The organism is Paenibacillus sp. FSL K6-2862 (assembly GCF_038005125.1).
Taxonomy (GTDB): Bacteria; Bacillota; Bacilli; order Paenibacillales; family Paenibacillaceae; genus Paenibacillus; species Paenibacillus illinoisensis_A.
In genome coordinates this window covers 3,550,583-3,568,439 of the sequence record NZ_JBBOSN010000001.1, presented here as the reverse complement: position 1 = coordinate 3,568,439, position 17,857 = coordinate 3,550,583, and the positions used below count along the sequence as shown (strand labels likewise).

General features: G+C 42.2%; 17 protein-coding genes. 8 read left to right on the top strand and 9 right to left on the bottom strand.

Annotated features, from left to right (window positions below; all coding sequences use genetic code 11):
- Positions 1–119: 119 nt before the first annotated feature.
- From MHB82_RS16180 to MHB82_RS16165, 4 genes are all read right to left on the bottom strand, one after another.
- Positions 120–1,328: a sugar efflux transporter gene (locus tag MHB82_RS16180; RefSeq protein WP_341175271.1), complete on the bottom strand. Its 1,209-nt coding sequence runs from the start codon at positions 1,326–1,328 to the stop codon at positions 120–122.
- A gap of 430 nt (positions 1,329–1,758) precedes the next feature.
- A complete protein-coding gene (locus MHB82_RS16175) occupies positions 1,759–2,895 on the bottom strand; it encodes an alpha/beta hydrolase (protein ID WP_341175270.1) in 1,137 nt (378 codons plus the stop codon).
- A 110-nt stretch (positions 2,896–3,005) separates the two neighbouring features.
- Positions 3,006–3,665 carry a TetR/AcrR family transcriptional regulator gene (locus MHB82_RS16170; protein WP_341175269.1) on the bottom strand — a complete coding sequence of 220 codons (660 nt, stop codon included), beginning with the start codon at positions 3,663–3,665 and terminating at the stop codon, positions 3,006–3,008.
- A gap of 280 nt (positions 3,666–3,945) precedes the next feature.
- Positions 3,946–5,484 carry a glycine betaine uptake BCCT transporter gene (locus MHB82_RS16165; protein WP_341175268.1) on the bottom strand — a complete coding sequence of 513 codons (1,539 nt, stop codon included), beginning with the start codon at positions 5,482–5,484 and terminating at the stop codon, positions 3,946–3,948.
- 565 nt (positions 5,485–6,049) lie between these two features.
- Here MHB82_RS16165 and MHB82_RS16160 point away from each other — a divergent pair.
- The 3 genes from MHB82_RS16160 to MHB82_RS16150 all read left to right on the top strand — a co-directional run bounded on the left by MHB82_RS16160 (position 6,050) and on the right by MHB82_RS16150 (position 8,598).
- The gene (locus tag MHB82_RS16160; protein WP_341175267.1) at positions 6,050–6,316 is read left to right on the top strand and encodes a hypothetical protein; all 267 of its coding nucleotides are present in this window, start codon (positions 6,050–6,052) and stop codon (positions 6,314–6,316) included.
- 359 nt (positions 6,317–6,675) lie between these two features.
- Positions 6,676–7,299, top strand: a complete 624-nt coding sequence (locus MHB82_RS16155) for a histidine phosphatase family protein (RefSeq protein ID WP_341175266.1) — start codon at positions 6,676–6,678, stop codon at positions 7,297–7,299.
- 366 nt (positions 7,300–7,665) lie between these two features.
- Complete coding sequence (locus tag MHB82_RS16150) at positions 7,666–8,598, top strand: DUF421 domain-containing protein (RefSeq protein ID WP_341175265.1); 933 nt, start codon at positions 7,666–7,668, stop codon at positions 8,596–8,598.
- A gap of 321 nt (positions 8,599–8,919) precedes the next feature.
- Here the strand turns inward: MHB82_RS16150 and MHB82_RS16145 are convergent, their stop codons facing one another.
- The gene (locus MHB82_RS16145; RefSeq protein ID WP_024630063.1) at positions 8,920–9,177 is read right to left on the bottom strand and encodes a GlsB/YeaQ/YmgE family stress response membrane protein; all 258 of its coding nucleotides are present in this window, start codon (positions 9,175–9,177) and stop codon (positions 8,920–8,922) included.
- A gap of 154 nt (positions 9,178–9,331) precedes the next feature.
- Here MHB82_RS16145 and MHB82_RS16140 point away from each other — a divergent pair, with 154 nt between their 5' ends.
- The 5 genes from MHB82_RS16140 to MHB82_RS16120 all read left to right on the top strand — a co-directional run bounded on the left by MHB82_RS16140 (position 9,332) and on the right by MHB82_RS16120 (position 15,620).
- Positions 9,332–10,039: a response regulator transcription factor gene (locus MHB82_RS16140; RefSeq protein ID WP_110757756.1), complete on the top strand. Its 708-nt coding sequence runs from the start codon at positions 9,332–9,334 to the stop codon at positions 10,037–10,039.
- A 17-nt stretch (positions 10,040–10,056) separates the two neighbouring features.
- Positions 10,057–11,463, top strand: a complete 1,407-nt coding sequence (locus MHB82_RS16135; protein ID WP_341175264.1) for a sensor histidine kinase — start codon at positions 10,057–10,059, stop codon at positions 11,461–11,463.
- Positions 11,464–11,591: 128 nt separating this feature from the next.
- The gene (locus tag MHB82_RS16130; RefSeq protein WP_095357832.1) at positions 11,592–12,290 is read left to right on the top strand and encodes a hypothetical protein; all 699 of its coding nucleotides are present in this window, start codon (positions 11,592–11,594) and stop codon (positions 12,288–12,290) included.
- Positions 12,291–12,672: 382 nt separating this feature from the next.
- Complete coding sequence (locus MHB82_RS16125) at positions 12,673–13,608, top strand: NADP-dependent oxidoreductase (RefSeq protein WP_341175263.1); 936 nt, start codon at positions 12,673–12,675, stop codon at positions 13,606–13,608.
- A gap of 272 nt (positions 13,609–13,880) precedes the next feature.
- Positions 13,881–15,620 carry an ABC-F family ATP-binding cassette domain-containing protein gene (locus tag MHB82_RS16120; RefSeq protein ID WP_110757746.1) on the top strand — a complete coding sequence of 580 codons (1,740 nt, stop codon included), beginning with the start codon at positions 13,881–13,883 and terminating at the stop codon, positions 15,618–15,620.
- Between the two features lie 167 nt (positions 15,621–15,787).
- On the opposite strand, the gene MHB82_RS16115 is transcribed toward MHB82_RS16120, so the two are convergent.
- Genes MHB82_RS16115 through MHB82_RS16100 form a run of 4 tightly spaced genes read right to left on the bottom strand, consistent with a single transcriptional unit; the run spans position 15,788 to position 17,847 of the window.
- The gene (locus MHB82_RS16115; protein WP_341175262.1) at positions 15,788–16,084 is read right to left on the bottom strand and encodes a spore coat protein; all 297 of its coding nucleotides are present in this window, start codon (positions 16,082–16,084) and stop codon (positions 15,788–15,790) included.
- An 11-nt stretch (positions 16,085–16,095) separates the two neighbouring features.
- On the bottom strand, positions 16,096–16,296 hold the full coding sequence (locus MHB82_RS16110) for a hypothetical protein (RefSeq protein WP_095357836.1): 201 nt from the start codon (positions 16,294–16,296) through the stop codon (positions 16,096–16,098).
- Between the two features lie 31 nt (positions 16,297–16,327).
- Positions 16,328–17,464 carry a zinc-dependent alcohol dehydrogenase gene (locus tag MHB82_RS16105; protein ID WP_341175261.1) on the bottom strand — a complete coding sequence of 379 codons (1,137 nt, stop codon included), beginning with the start codon at positions 17,462–17,464 and terminating at the stop codon, positions 16,328–16,330.
- Positions 17,461–17,847 carry a spore coat protein gene (locus MHB82_RS16100; protein ID WP_095357838.1) on the bottom strand — a complete coding sequence of 129 codons (387 nt, stop codon included), beginning with the start codon at positions 17,845–17,847 and terminating at the stop codon, positions 17,461–17,463. Before MHB82_RS16100 ends, MHB82_RS16105 begins: the two co-directional genes overlap by 4 nt.
- Positions 17,848–17,857 lie beyond the last annotated feature (10 nt).

The window sequence follows — 17,857 nt, the reverse complement described above, 5'->3', positions numbered from 1 at the left end:
TCTACTATTTACATTAAGCCAGTTAATTTTACAGAGGAGGTATTTAGGTTTGAATACTCACTACTATTATGGGTGAAAAACTCAAATATCTAAATTACCCCGTTGAATCGGCGTAGTAGTTAGGTTGAAATTTGCGGTTCATCTGCAGGGTGTCGTCCACTTATCGCAAGCATAATTACAGCAATGATGATAAGTATAAAGCAGAAGATAAATGAGTATCGGTAACCCACAATGCTGGCTACTCCACCACCAACAAGACTACCAAGCAGTCTGCCGATTGTGGATGAATTGGAATATAGCGTGGAAGCATATCCTGGCATTTTGGGCAGCAGGTCCTGAATGTAGCTAATTCCAATCGCAGAGATGACGGCGACAAAAACAGCGAGCAAAATTTGTGCTGCAAGCATATGCCACATCGCGTTCGAAATAAGGATAACGAAATAATAAGCTCCTCCGAAAATAGCCCCGCAAAACACCAAAATTCGGTTACTATATTTTGCACTAAGTAGACCGAGTACAATCATAAAAGGAATTTCCAGCGCAGCACATATACTGCTGACTAAACCGACATCCCTTGTCGTTCCCCCAAGATTGTTTGTAATAAAGAGAGCCGTGTTTATGCTGCTCATCCAATGAGCGGTATACATGAGTATCAGAATTAGAAAAGGAAGTAAAATATCTGGGTTTTGAGCCAGCCGGAAACTTTTTATTTTCACTTCAGCATGATTGCTCTTCATTTCTGTGTTTGATTTGAGAAACAGGAAAACAAGCAGAGCAACAAGTAGGAAGGCTCCGATCGTACCTAAAAAGATCCCCTTAAATCCAATAGCAGCGAGCAATAATGTGCCGATTAAAGGACCTGTAATAAAGCCGAGAGAGAAAGCAGAACGCAAGGTAGAATTAGCAAACGCACGCTCCGTAAATTGACTCTTTATCACTGCTTCTCTGGAAATAGCGAACAACTGGGGCATCCCTGGTGCACCAAGGGCAGTAAACACAGTCATGTAAATGAACAAAATCGGAAAATCATGAATGAACAAATATCCACTAAAGGCCAGGACATTAGCGAGTGTAGAGAAAAGATAAACGCCCTTTCGATTCAAGCCAAGGTCAGAACGTCTCCCGATTAGCGTACTGATCCATATTCCTGCAATTAGTGTAACGGCTAGATAAAGACCAAACATGCCAATAGATACGCCAAGCTTTTCTGTGAAATAAATTGATAAAAAGGGGGTGCTGAGCGAAATGCCCATTCCCTGTAATGCCATACACATAAAGAGTAAGGCATACGAAGGAATGGAAAATAGGCTAACGAATCGATTGATCATAGTGTGAAATTACTCCTCAGTATTTTTAGTTGTGTAATCACCATACATGACCTTGCTTTATCTCGTCTAATTGTATTTTACTGGAAAATGATTTACAGCCATTTGGGGGCTGCCCACTTCGCTATCAACAGGTTGTTTTTAAGGAATTACATAGTCATTTTTAAGACAGTACAAGTTGAGCATGATTCAAGGACCCATTACCACACCAATCCCAAGATCCACAGACAGAAGATGTTTAATATTTCGGCTGAAGGCAATGAGGTAGCGAAGGACATAAAAGGGATGATACCAAGCTAAGATAGAGATAGAACTCAAATTGAAAACAATGCCCGAAATATGAGAGAGCCGATAACCGTGTAATTAGGTTATTGGCTCTGTGTGTGTAGGGCTAGTTCTCTGTCATGCGTTTGTTAGCTGCCCCTCGGTTATATCACTTGTTGCTGGTCTTCTTGACCAAGTCCACGCCATCGTATGCCAGGCTTTCCACACTTGCAGCCTTCTGCAGTATGTAATGATCAAAAAAGTTCTTCGTATAGTCTGTTACAAGATTTCGCATCTCCATAACATCCCGTTCACCTCTGAGTTCCTCATTAACACTGGTAAACACGATGTCGCAGTAATCTAAATGAGAAGCATGATCAACAGAGAAATAATAGGTTTCCATGCTATTGTTAGCGCCAATTATCGCGTTCATATTATAGTTAGGTTCACAAAATAGTAGCAAGAAGGGTTTCTTAAGGTCGCTGCCCTGAAGGCCAAACGCACCGCTATCCAAGCCAATTCCGCAGGCGAACCGTTCGTCGTCCCGGCAAACAATCGCCGTTGTAGGCCCTCCATAAGAATGTCCGACTATGCCCATGCCGATGTTAAGCCATAATCTGCCCTTAAAGATGGAATTCAGCTCTCCAGCGTCCAGTTTGTAAAGATAATCGGCTACATACCTTATATCTTCTGCCTGTAATTCGCTATACTCTGTTAACTTGGATAGTATCGGTAGTGTAAGCACGTTTTGGCACATCTCAATGGCAGTTTCATCGTCAGGCCGCATCTCCATTTTACCAGCCAACTCCACCATCTCCGGATCTTCAGAAAACGCCATAATGACATCCGAAAAATCCTTTGATACATTAAACAGGCGCCCATCTTTACACTTATACATCGTGCTATTCTGATGGCCGATGCTTACCACTACATATCCCATGCTTGCCAAGTCTGTACAGATCACGGTACCCCATTCTGGAGAACCTCCCCCGCCGCAAACATAGAATAATACCGGATAGCGCTTTTCCTTCCCGGAGAGAGCAATGTCGTCGTAACACTGGGTCTGGATATCGATAGAGTAAGCATCCTTCAACGCAACGAGAAGGGGCTGCTCATTCAACATCTCGTATACTTCAGGAAACATGTACGTTGATGTCGTCTTACCTTCGTTACTATCGGACGGATAGTACACAAACGCCGTCAGTTCTCTTTTTGAGTGGTCGGATGCTGTGTACTCAAAATCCATCTGGGTTCGACCGACAGTATAGCTGCCAATGGGTTCTGGAAATGCGTCATACGTTTTCATTTTCGTATTCCCCCTTAATTAATAAAGTGGTGAATGTGAAATACATATATTGCGCTATAAGTACTTATCAAAACGGTGAGCGATACATCCTATCTTCGAGTGATACAGTTCTATTCCTTGGCTTCCTTGAGATCGCTAACCATTTCAGAATATTTCTGATCTTCGAGCAACCCATGACCCATAAAGTCAGCAAAGTACTTGCTAATCTTAAGTTGCAGCTTAGAGTCCTTAATATCGAACTCTCGAAAAAACATGACAAGATTAAACTGCATGGACTCAAACATAAAAGAAATTAGGTCGTCGTCAATATCAGGTCGGAGAGACCCATCAACCCTCATTCGGCGTAAAATGTTCTTGATGATGGGGAATGACTCTCCCTTTAGCACGTCCAGATAGACTTTAAGCAAAATGTCCTGGGGAATGTAGAGTACTGTTTCAGTGAGCTTGATTTCCAACTCATTCAATGGCTCGGTCATCATGCCATTAACATTATCAAGTAAGCCAGTAAGGAAAAACCGGTAAAGGGAGTCTTCATTCGTGTTATTAAAATACAAAGCTCTTTTCTGGGTCACATTACGTATTAAGTGACAATAAAGGTCATCTTTGTCTTCAAAATATCGATAGAATGTTCCGGGGTGCATGGACAAACGATCCAAAACCATCTTCATCGTTATATCCTCGTAAAGATTATCAACAAAAAGATGCATAGCGCTATTAGATATCTCTTCGCGCCTTGCTTCATCTAAACGAAAGAAAGATTTTTTTGGCATAGAGTACTCCTTAATATGAAGTGTGAACTCATTCACACGATATCGATAATTGATTCACATGTCAAATCATATTGAAATATTCGGGAAGAATGCACCAATTAGCTTACTATGATATAAACTCTACCCAAATCGAGCTCATGAATCGTTATGTATTCTATACATTCGTTGATAACCAATAGAAGGTTGATGATGTAAATGTAGGCAGGCAAAACAAAAGGCACCCGCCTATAGGCAGGTGCCTTCTCAATATAGATCAAGTAATGATTATCTGCAGGGAATTTCATTTTGCGAGTTCCTGTTCCTCCAGTAATCGTTTCAGTTTATGGCGCTGTCGTTTTTCCTTTTGGCGGCGTTCTCTGTCCTCAGCTTGCAGAGCTTTAAGTAGGGAGACACACATGCCGATAAGGACAACAGCGAACGGCAATGCGGCCACAATGGAGGCCGTCTGGAGGCCGTTTAATCCCCCGCTGATTAGCAGGACTACCGCGATGGCGGATTGCAAGATTCCCCAGGTTAATTTCACTCTTGTACTCGGGTCCAACTTGCCATCTGAAGTCAGCATGCCGAGCACAAAGGTAGCCGAATCCGCAGACGTAATAAAGAAGATCATGATCAAAAGAGTAGCAACGAATGCTGTAATCGTGCCTAAAGGCAACTGCTCCAGCATAAGGAATAGAGCGGTTGTTGTATCTTCTTTGACTGCTTCCGCCAGATGAGTGGCGTTGAACAATTCCAACTGAAGTCCTGTTCCCCCAAAGACAGAGAACCAGATAAATCCGAAAAGGCTTGGAATAACCATAACGTAAATTACAAATTCCTTAATGGTTCTTCCTTTGGATACCCTTGCGATAAACGTGCCAACAAAAGGAGCCCACGAGATCCACCATGCCCAGTAGAATAACGTCCAGGTTCCAATCCAGGTTTCTCTGGAGAACGGCGTTAGTCTCAAACTCATGTTAATAATATTCTGCAGGTAACTGCCCAAGGTGGTCGTGAATGTGTCAAATATAAAAGAAGTCGGCCCAGTCACCAAAACAAACAACATTAATAGCACAGCTATAACGAGGTTGGTGTTGCTCAAAATCTTAATTCCTTTATCCAGACCGGAGGTTGCCGAGATTAAAAACAATACCGTTACAATGGCGATGATGACAACCTGGGACAGCGTTGAGTTGGGAATACCGAATAAGTAATTTAGCCCCCCACCGATCTGAAGTGCACCCAAACCAAGCGAGGTTGCAACTCCGAAGATGGTGGAAATGACGGCCAGAATATCAATGACCTTGCCAAGCCAGCCTGCAGCAAGACGCTCACCGATCAAAGGAATAAAGGTAGAACTGATCAGCCCCTTGTAGCCTTTCCGAAACTGGAAATAGGCGAGTGCTAAGCCGATAACGGTATAGATAGCCCAAGGATGCAAACCCCAGTGGAAAAAGGAATAACGCATGGAAAGTCTTGCGGCTTGCGTTGTTTCGGGTACCGCTCCTTCCGGTGCAGATAAATAGTGGGACAGCGGTTCAGCAACTCCCCAGAAAACCAGCCCGATACCCATACCAGCGCTAAACAGCATGGACAGCCATGAAACCGTAGAATATTCCGGTTCATCATCGTCATCCCCCAGCCTAATACTGCCAAATCGGCTGAATGCCAGATAAAAAGCGAAGATCAGGAAAAACAGTGTCGCCAGCAAATAAAACCAGCCAAAATTCTGAATAGAGAAGTTGTAGGCTACGTTAGCCGCATCAGCCAGCTGATCAGGAGCGACGGCTCCCCATATTGCAAATAGGGCAACGATGATAATTGTGATTGTAAATACCATGAAGAGACCTCCGTTATGTAAGCTTCATCCAACTTTTCCTTAGTATGTACTAGTCCAGCATGTAATATTTCGGAATGCCAGCTGTTGATAAAATAAAACAAATCGCCTTATGTTGAAACACCCGTCGGTTTGTTTTGATCCTGCCAAAATAATATATTATCGATAATTGCCTGTTAAACTGAGTGGGTGGATTGAGAATTTCGTGTTTTAGTTATATAGATATAACTTGAAAAATCTATGAGGGAATCATCACTTTTAGGAGAAACATTTGAAAGTATAGTGTATTTTTAATGATAAGAGATTCTGAAGGAAACAATGAAAGGGTGAGAGGGATGAGGAGACTCGAGTCTGGTATATCAATAGACAACGAAGTATTTTCTGATATTGTCAGGTATGAGCAAGTAATGATAAGCGGAGCGACCATAAAAAACTCAAATGTTGGTTCACCTATATTTTGGAACTGTAATCTGAATCAGCTTGTGTTTGATTCCTGCGATCTTACCAATGCGAGATTTTTCGCAGGTAGTACGATTGATCATTGTGCATCCTCGACGGTGTTCGTTTTGTGAACTATGATCTGACGCAATGTATTGCGCCAAAATCCCGAGATCATCTGTATGTTGAACAGGTAGCCTCACGTGTGAAAAAAGCGATGACGAAAATTGACAATGACGCCAATCTTTCTGACGATGAACGGAAAGTATTGGTACGCAGTCTGCGCAAGCTTGAGCATATGGAACAGTATATTTTCAATACGTTACATATGAAGAAGATATATGGTGATGTTTTTGTTAAACAATTTTTAAGTAGTCTGGAGCTTAACAAAGCTTAAAAAAACAGTTATGTGGGTCTCCTTATAAGGGGTATATGACTTTGCAGTCCCCTCCAGGAGGTTGTGATCTCACCAGGAGAACATGAAGGGCAGCTTTAGACCAAAAAAGCTGCTCTTCTTGCTTTTTCCACAAAAATCTATTTTATTTCTTTATCTTTATGATTTGTTGATGTGTTTCATCTCGACAAGTTAAAAGTTATCAAATTATTGTATTTATCTGCATGTTTTTGTTCGTCAAGAATAATTCCCCAAACAGTATCCTTGTATATTCCATAAGGAAGTCCAAACCAAATCTTTCTTTTATTTTGTATAAATTGAACTAGGAATGGAGACGGTATGAAGAAAAAGGTGGATAAGAAATGTATCGTTTGTTTATATCGTTACTCTGTCTATGTATGTTGGTTTCACCAGCGTATGCTTCCCCCTCCTCTGAAGATGCAAGTTCACTTATAAATGAACTCCGTACAGGAGGGTATATTCTTTATGTTCGTCATGGTGAGGCGAATGTAGGAGAGGATCAACCCGGATTTAGTCTGATGGATTGTTCCACCCAAAGGAACTTGAGTGTTAGAGGTAAAGAGCAAGCAAATAAATATGGTGAAGCCATTCGAAAACTCAATATACCAGTTACGCTTCCGGTAGAATCAGGTCCACTATGTAGAACTGTTCAAACTGCCGAAGCTGCATTCGGTACACAAGTTGTAACTGTTAAACCATTTTGGTTGAAAATATATGATCTTAGCAAGAACATGGGTGCTGAAGATAAACAAAAAATACTTCAGGCCTTTACCAATGAAGTTGAACAAGTACCACCTAATCATTCAAATAGGGTTATAATAGCTCACTCTTTTCCATCCGGTATTGGGCTAGGTGACATCCCATGTATGGGGACGGTAGTAATTAAACCGCTGGGAAATAACAGAGGGTATGAGGTTATTGGAAGATTGACGCTTGAGGATTTATTAATGCAAGCAAATTTGTAGTTATTCAACTCGTGTTTTAGGCAGAAAAAGTAGAGGAGCTTTTGTTAGAAAAAGCTCCTCTTTAATTTAAAGGTAAATGATGATTATTATTTGACAGGTTTAATCATTTGCACAGGATTTTTGTAAATATCGCAACCAACATGTCCTATGACTGCACATGTGTCCTGATTTTCAAAATCTTCTCAAGCATTCTATCTACCTTAAATACTAATTTATGAAAGTAGCATATGGCACACGGTGATATAAAAACGACGAACAGAGACTTTATATGGGAATTAATACAGTTCGCAAGCGAGTAAACATGCGATTAAACAAACTTAATAATTAATGTATAAAGAGAAGCCTAAGGACTTGCTTGTATACCGTATGATAATCGTGGTAATTCTAACCTTTAGAGAAAGACTTATTACACAACGTTTACAGGAAAGGAACATCAGCGTGCCAGAATGGTTAGAGGTTGTATTTCGAACGTTATCTGCCGTTACAATTCTGTTTATAATCACAAAAATTTTAGGCAAGCGTCAAATTTCTCAATTATCCTTGTTTGAGTATATAACAGGGATTACTTTAGGGAACCTGGTAGGGTATATATCATTGGACACGGATACCACTTGGTACTTAGGTTTCATCGCATTATCCGTATGGGTAGTCGTGTCTACGGGAGCGGAATATTTAACGATGAAAAGTAAAAAGGTCCGGGACATCTTGGATGGGAGATCAACGATTCTCATCGAAGATGGGACTGTAAATGAAAAAGCATTAGAGAAAGAGCGATTGACGATCGATGAATTTCTGGAGCAGCTTCGTAAGAAAGATGTGTTTCGAGTTGCTGATGTTGAGTTTGCAGTCATGGAACAGAGCGGAGATATCAGTGTCATGCTAAAAAAGGAGTATCAACCACTCACCGCAGATATATTAGGTTACCATATCTCATCTGAAGAAGAACCGAAAACAATCATTATGGACGGACATATCTTGTCAGATGTGTTAAAAACAGCAGAACTGAAAGAAGAATGGGTACGAAAGGAACTCCGCAAACTTAATTTGACATTGGACCAAGTGTATATTGGTCAGATCGATAGTAAGGGAGAACTTTCAGTACAGACGGGTACAGAATCTTTCCCTAAACCTGCCAATTCAAGTCCGAAAGATCAAATTACAGAGTTAGTGAAACGACTACAGGATGATCTAATGATGCGAAAAGAGCTTGCCTCCAATGATAAGGATAGGCTGAAATATCAGGAAGCGTTAGATCAATTCCGAACGGTAATGCATGCATATCAGAATAAACAAACCTAGATGTTGTAATATAGTTTGTCTTCACATCCAAATGCAAAAGCCCAAGCCAAAGCTTGGGCTTTTGTCATCTATTTCTGGAGGAAACTTGAGGTTCCGACGATGGTTTCGCGTTTAATTTATGTATTGGATTCATTATTTGAACGTTTCGCTGAACTTATTCAGAGACGAACGAGTGCAATTTGGCTCCAAAAAAAGACCGAAAATATTCATCTTCCATCGATGAATGCTTTCGGTCCTTTAATATTGATCTTGTACCTATATGCCGTGGCAGCATATTAATAAATTCTAATAAACGACGGTATCGGTTTTCGTCGCTCTTCGTTAACGTCTTCGGAAGGCTCCGCCGCGTGCCAGAGCGAAGAAGATGAGCAGGGCAATAATCGAGCCAACGATGGCTGGAATAATATGAAATCCGCCAATCACCGGACCCCTTGGTCCCAGCAATTCTGTTCCTAACCAGGAACCGATAAAACCCGCAATGATGTTCCCAAGTACACCGCCCGGTACGTCACGCCCAATCAAGTTGCCGCTTAACCAGCCAATAAGTCCACCAACAATGAGTACCCAGAGCAGATCCATTGTGTTGTTCTCCTTTCTTCGGGTTTGTTACAAGTTATGTTGGGCTCAGTGGAATATACCTCATCTTCCAGTTGGTGGAGGAATCTAAAGTGTCTGTGCTAAGATGAGGGTAAATGATGATTCAAGCTGGGAACAAGGCTAGAAGGGGTGCACATTGAAGAAAATACTTGTCATTGACGATGAAGTTGCCATCAGAGATTTAATTGAGCTCGTACTAAGAAGAGAAAACTACGTAGTTCAAACGGCAGAAAACGGAAAGATAGCCCTGCAGCTGCTGGATTCTTTTGAGCCGGACCTGGTGGTGCTTGACTTGATGCTGCCTGACTGCTCCGGATATGACCTGTGCAAGGAAATTACCGGGAAACGTGCCGTTCCTGTGATCATGCTCTCGGCCAAAAATGAGGTAATCGACAAGGTGCTCGGACTTGAGCTGGGGGCGGAAGATTACATGACCAAGCCCTTTGACAATCGTGAATTGCTCGCTCGGATCAAGGTGATTCTGAGAAGAAACGAGAGCAAGGAGGAATCCAGTGAAGGAACTGAGGTGAAATCTACACGCATCATTCATGAAGAGCTGACATTTGATCTGGAAAGCCGAAGGGTGCTGAAGAACGGTGTACCCGTGTCTTTAACGGCCAAAGAGTTTAAAATTCTGGAAACGTTACTCAAAAGGCCGGACAAAATCTTTACCCGGGATGAGCTGCTGCAGATCGGCTGGGGATATGATTTTATGGGAGACAGTCGCAGTGTGGATATGACCATCATGCGATTACGGAAGAAGCTGGAGGATAACGCGGACGAACCGAAGTATGTCAGGACGATCTATGGATTTGGCTATCAACTTGGAGGTGGCGAGGCCTGAAATATGCAACCCGGCTATTGCTGAATTATTTATTTTTTTCCGTATTGTCCTTTGGCATCATCATTTTTGCGGTGAATAAAGCCATTGATTATTACAGTTTCATTACTATTGAAAAACAGATGATGGAGAAGGCGGATCTGTCCGAGTTGTCCTTCCGTGAGGTGTTGGCAGAGCATAGATCATCGTCAGGAGAGCCGCAGACAAAGGAAATCGTCAGACTTGCTCTGGAGAAGCTGAAAGCTTCAGGCAAGGAAGTACGGATCTATGATAGCACCAAGCAGCTGCTGGGCCTCGCTGTGGATGGCATCATCATAAATGATGGCAAACCTCTTATTTTTGAAAAAAATATTGAGAAAGCGCTAAGCGGCAGTTATGCCTACACCGTAACAGAGAATCATCAGCTTTATTTTGCCACGCCCATTCAGAATCAATATTACGAAAACGCTTATGTGTATGAGTTCGTGGACGACATTTCGTACTTTTATGCGATTATGGATCAAATCCGTTATATCCTATTTGCTGGTGCGGGCGGTTTCATTGTGCTGATTACGTTAGCCAGTCTGTGGATTGCCCGAAACACAACCAAGCCGATTAAGCTGCTGCTTGGCGCAGTGCAAAGTTTCTCTAGACAAGATTTTCGAACAGTTCATCTAAACCGGAAGGATGAACTGGGTATGCTGGCAGATGGGCTGGATTCCATGGGGCGTCAGCTTCATGATTACATTCAGTACCAGAAACAATTTGTCTCTAACGTATCTCACGAGTTAAAAACACCCTTGGCAGCCATTCGTGGTTTCTCTCAATACTTGGTTGAAGGGGAGAATGAGAACAAGGAGCTGCAAAAAATCTATGGTCATCTGCTGCAGGAATCGGATCGGTTGACACGCTTGATTAATGAACTGTTGCTGCTATCCCGCTTCGACAAGGCTGGTTCTAACGAACTGGAAGCCCGGAAAACGGAAATGAACGAACTGATTCAGCAAGTGGTAATGAATATGGAAGCGAAGGCTAAGGATAAAGGGATCAAGATTATGGTTAGTAAAGCACAGGGAGAACCGGATGATGAGGGTACAACAAAAGTTTATGCCAACATCAATCCTATGTTAATGTCCCATGCAATCGCCAACCTTGTGGACAACGCTATCAAATACTCAGGCAATCACTCACAGATTAATGTAGAGATGGAACAGATGCCAAGCGAGATCGTTATTCGGATACGTGATCAAGGAATCGGCATCGCGAGCGATGAGCTGGAGAGAGTGCAGGAACGCTTTTACCGGGCGAAAAATGCAAGCACAGCGAACGGTTCAGGTCTTGGACTCTCGATTTGCAAGGAGATTGTAGAGCGGTTTAATGGATATATCGACATGGAAAGTCGGATCGGGGAAGGAACGACCGTTACGATTGTTTTGCCTCGTGTGTAGACCTGCATCTAAACCCAAGCCTATTTAGGTAACGTTACAAGATTGGTACATTTCTGTTATGAGACTAACAAATGCTTTTTTTATAATCACTTCATAAGAACAAATCACACATTTATGGAGGGATCATGATGAAAATGATAAACAAAGCTGGAGCTGTTACCCTGCTGAGTATTTTACTAACGGTAGCATTAGCAATGACGGGCTGTCAGTCTAGTGGTGCCAAGTCGCCAGAGGCGACGCAGAACGAACAGGCCAAAGGTGAAGGAGCATCGAATTCTACTGCGCCTGCTTCAGAAAATTCCGAAGAACAGAGTGGTGAAGCGATTAAGGAAGGTTCGATGGAGAAGGATGGCAATGTGGTGCTGAAGGAACTTGCTTTTGTCTATAATGAGCACACCATCGCAATTTCGGACACAGCGAATGAAGATCAGATGGAACAGATGCTGGGCAAACCGGATAACCTGAAATCCCATACGTACACTGCCGACGATGGAACAAACATGGATACGTTAATCGGTTTTACAGAAAAAGTTTATACGTATCCTGGTCTGGAAATTAAAACAATCAGTATACCGGAGGGAAAACAAGACTCCATTTTTCATATCGAAATTACAGATCCTAAGTACGCAACAGTACGTAACATCAAAGCAGGAGATAGCCTGGATACACTCAAAAACGCCTACCCTGAGGGGAAACTGCTTGGTGATGGAGCCCCTGATGAGGAGGATGACTTCCGTTACGAGCCGTCCAACTATGTGGATGTGATGTCGTTTCATATCAAGGATGCCAAGGTAGAGAGCATTCAGATCTACAGCCTTCTGGACTAAGATATAGTGCTCGACATTGGTAAGCCATTCATACGATTCACCTTTAATACCTGCCCGGGAGGGGGCAGGTATTTTTTCGTTTGTAGACATGTTTCTAGAATGGTAGAAAAGCAGTTAGGTTGGATTTTTCCACTTTTCAGAGTGGGTGATCCGTATTTGGAATAGACTGACTAAAATCTTACAGCCTGTTTTCCTTCTCGCTTCAGTATCGAAGCTCGATCCTTAGTTAAACATTCAATTGGATTATTTGTATAATTTTGTATTGGTTGTTGAAGAATAAGCAAGACCAAAGATCAATATTTATGAATAGGTAGTGATTGGATACAAATAAATAAACGGGAATGTACGTAATATGCTATTAGCTTAGAGGAGTGTTCAAAAAATGAAAGCAGTTGTGATTAATCAATATGGAAATAAAGATGCGTTAGTTGAGCAGGAAGTGGATAAACCAAGGGCAGAAGCTAATCAAGTGGTTGTAAAACTTGAGGCTACATCGATTAATCCAATTGATTGGAAATTAAGAGAGGGTTACTTAAAACAAATGTTTGATTGGGAATTCCCTATTATTTTAGGTTGGGATGCGGCTGGAGTCATTACTGAAATTGGTTCGAATGTGTCGAAGTGGAAAGTGGGGGATCGAGTATTCAGTCGTCCTGAAACCACTCGTTTCGGTACATATGCTGAATATACAGCTGTTGATGAGCATCTTCTGGCAAAGATACCTGATTCCATCTCATATGAGGAGGCTGCTGCTGTACCTTTAGCTGGTTTAACGGCATGGCAGGCATTGTTTACTCATGGCCATTTAAAAGAAGGGGAAACTGTACTTATTCACGCTGGTGCGGGTGGAGTAGGGATGTATGCCATTCAATTAGCAAAGTATGCCGGGGCTCAGGTTATTACAACAGCAAGTGAAAAAAACCATGAGCTTCTCTATTCATTGGGTGCAGATCAAGTCATTGATTACAAAAAGGAAAAATTTGAGGAGATTCTAAAAGAGATCGATTTAGTATTTGACACGATGGGTGGAGTAGTAGCTGAGAACAGCTATAAAGTGCTTAAACCAAATACCGGAAGACTGATTACTATTGTTGGTGAACCCGATCATGATATGGCTAAGTCTTACCACGTATCAGCAAAGGGAATCTGGCTGCAGCCAGATGGTGAGCAATTACAGAAAATAGCTAACCTGATGGAAGACAAAAAGTTAAAGTCCATTGTAGGGGCAACATTCCCGTTTAGTAGACAGGGGATTTATGATGCACATGCTTTGAGTGAAACACACCACGCTGTAGGTAAAATTGTCATTACATTTTAAAAACGTGACTGGGAAACAGATGAAATTAGCTTTTTATGAATATGGGTGAATTTTGTGAAGACTTCCTCTTCGAGAGCGGAGTCTTTTTGTATCTATTTTGGTCCCGTTATTGCTGAAGTTAAAATGAAAAAAAACTTATGGTTCAAGAGCAACAACTCCTGAACATCGTTAAATAGATTGAACTAGTTGGTAAACAGTGTTACTCTGAAAGTCTATGTTCAATAATATATTTAATAACAGTCACCATTAAGGTTATAAAGAAAGGTAACACTATGATAAAAGTTGATAACTTATCCTTCTCATTTCCCCAAAAAGAACTATATAACAACGTTTCATTTACGTTAGAAGAGGCACAACATTGCGCTTTTATAGGCACAAGTGGCAGTGGGAAAAGTACACTCGTCGATATACTGATAGATCCGGAAAGATATTTGTTCGAGGGCAAGTTAGAGATAGACCCGGAATGCAGAATAGGGTATGTCAGTCAGTTCTCGCAAGTCGACAAAACGAAAGAAACAACCGTATTTGAATATATCGGAGAAGAATTTATTAAGATACAAGATGAAATCACAGCACTGTATGCGGAGATGTCCACCACGTCTGACATGGATTCGCTGATGGAGAAGGTTCAATCGGCTTTGGATGCATTCGAAGCGATGGATGGGGATAATTTCGAAAACACCATTAATAAGCAGCTAAACCTGGCCAACCTCATGAAGCTCAAAGATCTTAATATATCCGACGTGAGTGGTGGGGAATTCAAACTTATCCAAGTGATGAAGGAAATGCTTAATCGTCCAGACTTAATGATTATGGATGAACCCGATGTATTTTTGGACTTTGAAAACCTAAATTCGCTTAAAAAATTAATTAATTCCTACAAGGGCATGCTGCTGGTTGTTACGCACAACCGATATCTATTGAATCATTGTTTCAACAAAATTATACACCTTGAAAATACGGAAATCCAAGAATTTGACGGGCGATATATCGAGTACAACTTCTCGCTACTTCAGACGAAGATCGAGCTGCAAGAAATCGCGGTTGCTGAAGCTGAAGAGATTGAGAGATACGATCACATCATCGACAATCTCAGAGAGATTGCCACGTATAATTCCGAAGCCTCAAGAGGCAGAGCTTTAAAAGCCAGAGTCAAGTTTCAAGAGAGATTGGAAGCACGTCGAATAAAAGAGCCGTTTGTCGATATTAAGCAGCCGAATATCCGTTTTGGTATCGATAAGGAAATCGAAGACACCGTTGTCGTTAAAGTCAATAATTATAGCGTTTCATTTGACGAGCTGCTTTTGGAAAATGTGAATTTCGAGATCAAATCAACTGATAAAGTAGCCCTGATCGGTCCAAATGGTACCGGGAAGACGACGTTACTCCGAGAAATCTTCCAAAATAATCAGGATTCCATTGGAATACATGCTGATGCTACAATGGCTTATTTATCTCAGTTTCAAGGCGAAATGCTCAAGGATTCGAATACCATACTAAACGACTTTATTGATGCCGGGTTTCAAACGTATGATGAGATTAGATCGCATCTTTTGGACTATGGCTTCGAAGGAGAAATCCTTGATCAGAAGATAGAATCCTTATCTGGTGGAGAAAAAAACATGCTTCAACTGGCTAAAGTTGCTGCCAGTCAAGCGGGCGTGTTGCTTCTTGATGAACCGACAAGCCATTTAGACATCTATTCACAAATCGCATTGGAAAAAGCTATTGAGGACTACAAAGGTGCGATTCTCATGATTTCTCATGATTTCTATTCTGTTGTGAATGGTATGGATTATGTTTTGATTATTGAGGACAAAACGATTACTAAAATGAGTATTGAAGAATTTAGAGAGATGATATATACGAGTCATTTCGATGAAAACTATCTGGAAACGGAACAACAGAAAAAATCAGTTGAAATGAAAATAGAATTGGCTTTAAAAGAGACTAATTTTGAACTTGCCAAAGTTTTGGTTGATGAGTTAGAAGAGTTAATTAAGTTGCTTTAAAATTGAATCGAAGCGTTCGACGAAGGAAAAGGAACGAAACGCTAGTTTAAGTTTTGCTTCGTGACGCAGCAGAAACAAGGGCGGAGTACATCCGCCCTTGTTTCATTGCTGGATTATGGACACAGTACACTATGCACTCTGAAGTCTCCGGCAGTGGTTAAACGGTGTCAGGGCAGAATGTTCATAGCCGTTTGAATGTTTTTCAGATCAAGCTGAATTTGCTCTGGAATATGGTAGGGGTGGTATAAGCCTTGCTGTACCATGTAATTTGATATCTTTTCGTGAGAGACTATAGCTTCATCGAGCTGTTTCATCAAAATCTGCTTGATTTCGGGGGTGGCACATTCGGTCACAGCCATGGCGTAATTTCTGACTCCGCTCTTGGCGTTTATCAATAAATCCATTGCGATTACGTCATCAGTAAGCGTATGAAGGCCTGACATGCGTTCTAATATTGGGTTCATTTTTTTATCTCCTATACAGTCGCTTTAGACAGCACTTCACCGAGCTCCTGAAGCTGCTGTTGTGATATTGTCACATCTTGTTGCAGAATTTGCATGAGTTCCGGATCGGTTACCAGAGCTTGCATGGTCTGGGATTTAGTCAGGCAAACTGTCTTGAATGTAGCTATTTCATGTACCTCAAGCACCTCATGCAATGCGTATTTGGAATTCATTCGGATTGTCCTCCCAAGTATCTATCCATATTTAAGGCTTTAAGATGACTTTAATACAATTGTCCGTTTTTGTATCGAACACTTCATAGCCCCGCTTGGCATCGCTGAGCGGAATGACGTGCGTAACAATGTCGCCGGGGTCCACTTTGCCAGACGTAACCAACTCGTACATATACGGCATATAGTGAATAACTGGAGCTTGTCCGGAACGGATATTCACGTTTCGCTGCATGATGTCACCGAGCGGGAAGCCGTTATAACGACCACCGTATACCCCAGTGACTTGGATGGTGCCGCCTTTGCGGACAGCCTGTGAAGCAATGATAAATGCGCTCATAGTGCCGCCTTGCAGTTTCAAACCGCTGGCTAAAAATTCAAGATCACTCATCTTGCCGTCCATGCCAACTGCATCAATCACAACATCGGCTCCGCCTTTGGTCATTTCCTTGAGAGTATTGCCGATGTTCTTATCTTGTTCGAAGTTTACGATTTCGACGTTGTTCGTTCGTTTCGCATGCTGCAAGCGGTAATCGACATAGTCAACGGCTATGACCCGCTTTGCTCCTTTCAGCCAGCAGAATTTCTGGGCCAGGAGTCCGACTGGGCCACATCCGAGAACGATGACCGTATCTCCATTTTTTACGCCGGCATTATCCACACTCCAGAATGCCGTGGTCATGGCATCAGCGATCAAGCTTAGCTTTTCGTCCGGTTGTTCGCAGTTCTCAGGAATTTTGAAGTGGGTGAAATTGGCAAACGGAACCCGTAAATACTCAGCTTGCCCGCCAGAATATCCGCCGGTCGTTCCCGAGTAGCCGAAATATGCGCCCATATCTCCGTTCTCGTTGGAATTGTCACATTGGCTTTCCAGCTGATTTTTGCAATAAAAGCATTCTCCACATGCGATGTTAAACGGGATGATTACACGGTCGCCTTTTTTTAGGTTGGTCACGCCAGGGCCTACTTCTTCTACGATCCCCATCGGCTCATGTCCGATGACATAGTTCTCCTGAAGGTTAGGGATCATCCCGTGAATCAGATGAAGGTCAGAACCGCAAATGGCGGTACTGGTGATCTTTACGATCATATCGTCCGGTTTCTCAATCTTCGCATCCGGAACCTCTTTGACCACGACATTTTTAACCCCTTGATACGTTACCGCCTTCATGCTTTATGTCCTCCAATATGTTCATCTGGGGTCCGATCAAACATCCCTTTACGCGACGTATCTCCCGGGAACAGATTCATCTGCCCGATCATTACCGTATTATTCGCCGATAGCTGGTCGAGTTGGTACTGTTCATTCAGCTCGTAAGGATGGAACCACTTTTTGCGAATCATGAGCTCCGAGATTTCCTGGTGCATAGCAATCCCTTGTTTAAGCTGAGTGTGCAGCAGGGCTCTTACATCTGGTGAAGCCGTTTCCGTCAGGGCGATGGACAAATTACGCACACCTTCCTTGGCACGAATAAGGAAGTCCATGGCAAAAGTCATATCTGCCATTTCCGGCATATTTAATGAGTTAATCGGGTCTAAATAATCGGTATTCATTTGAGCTCCC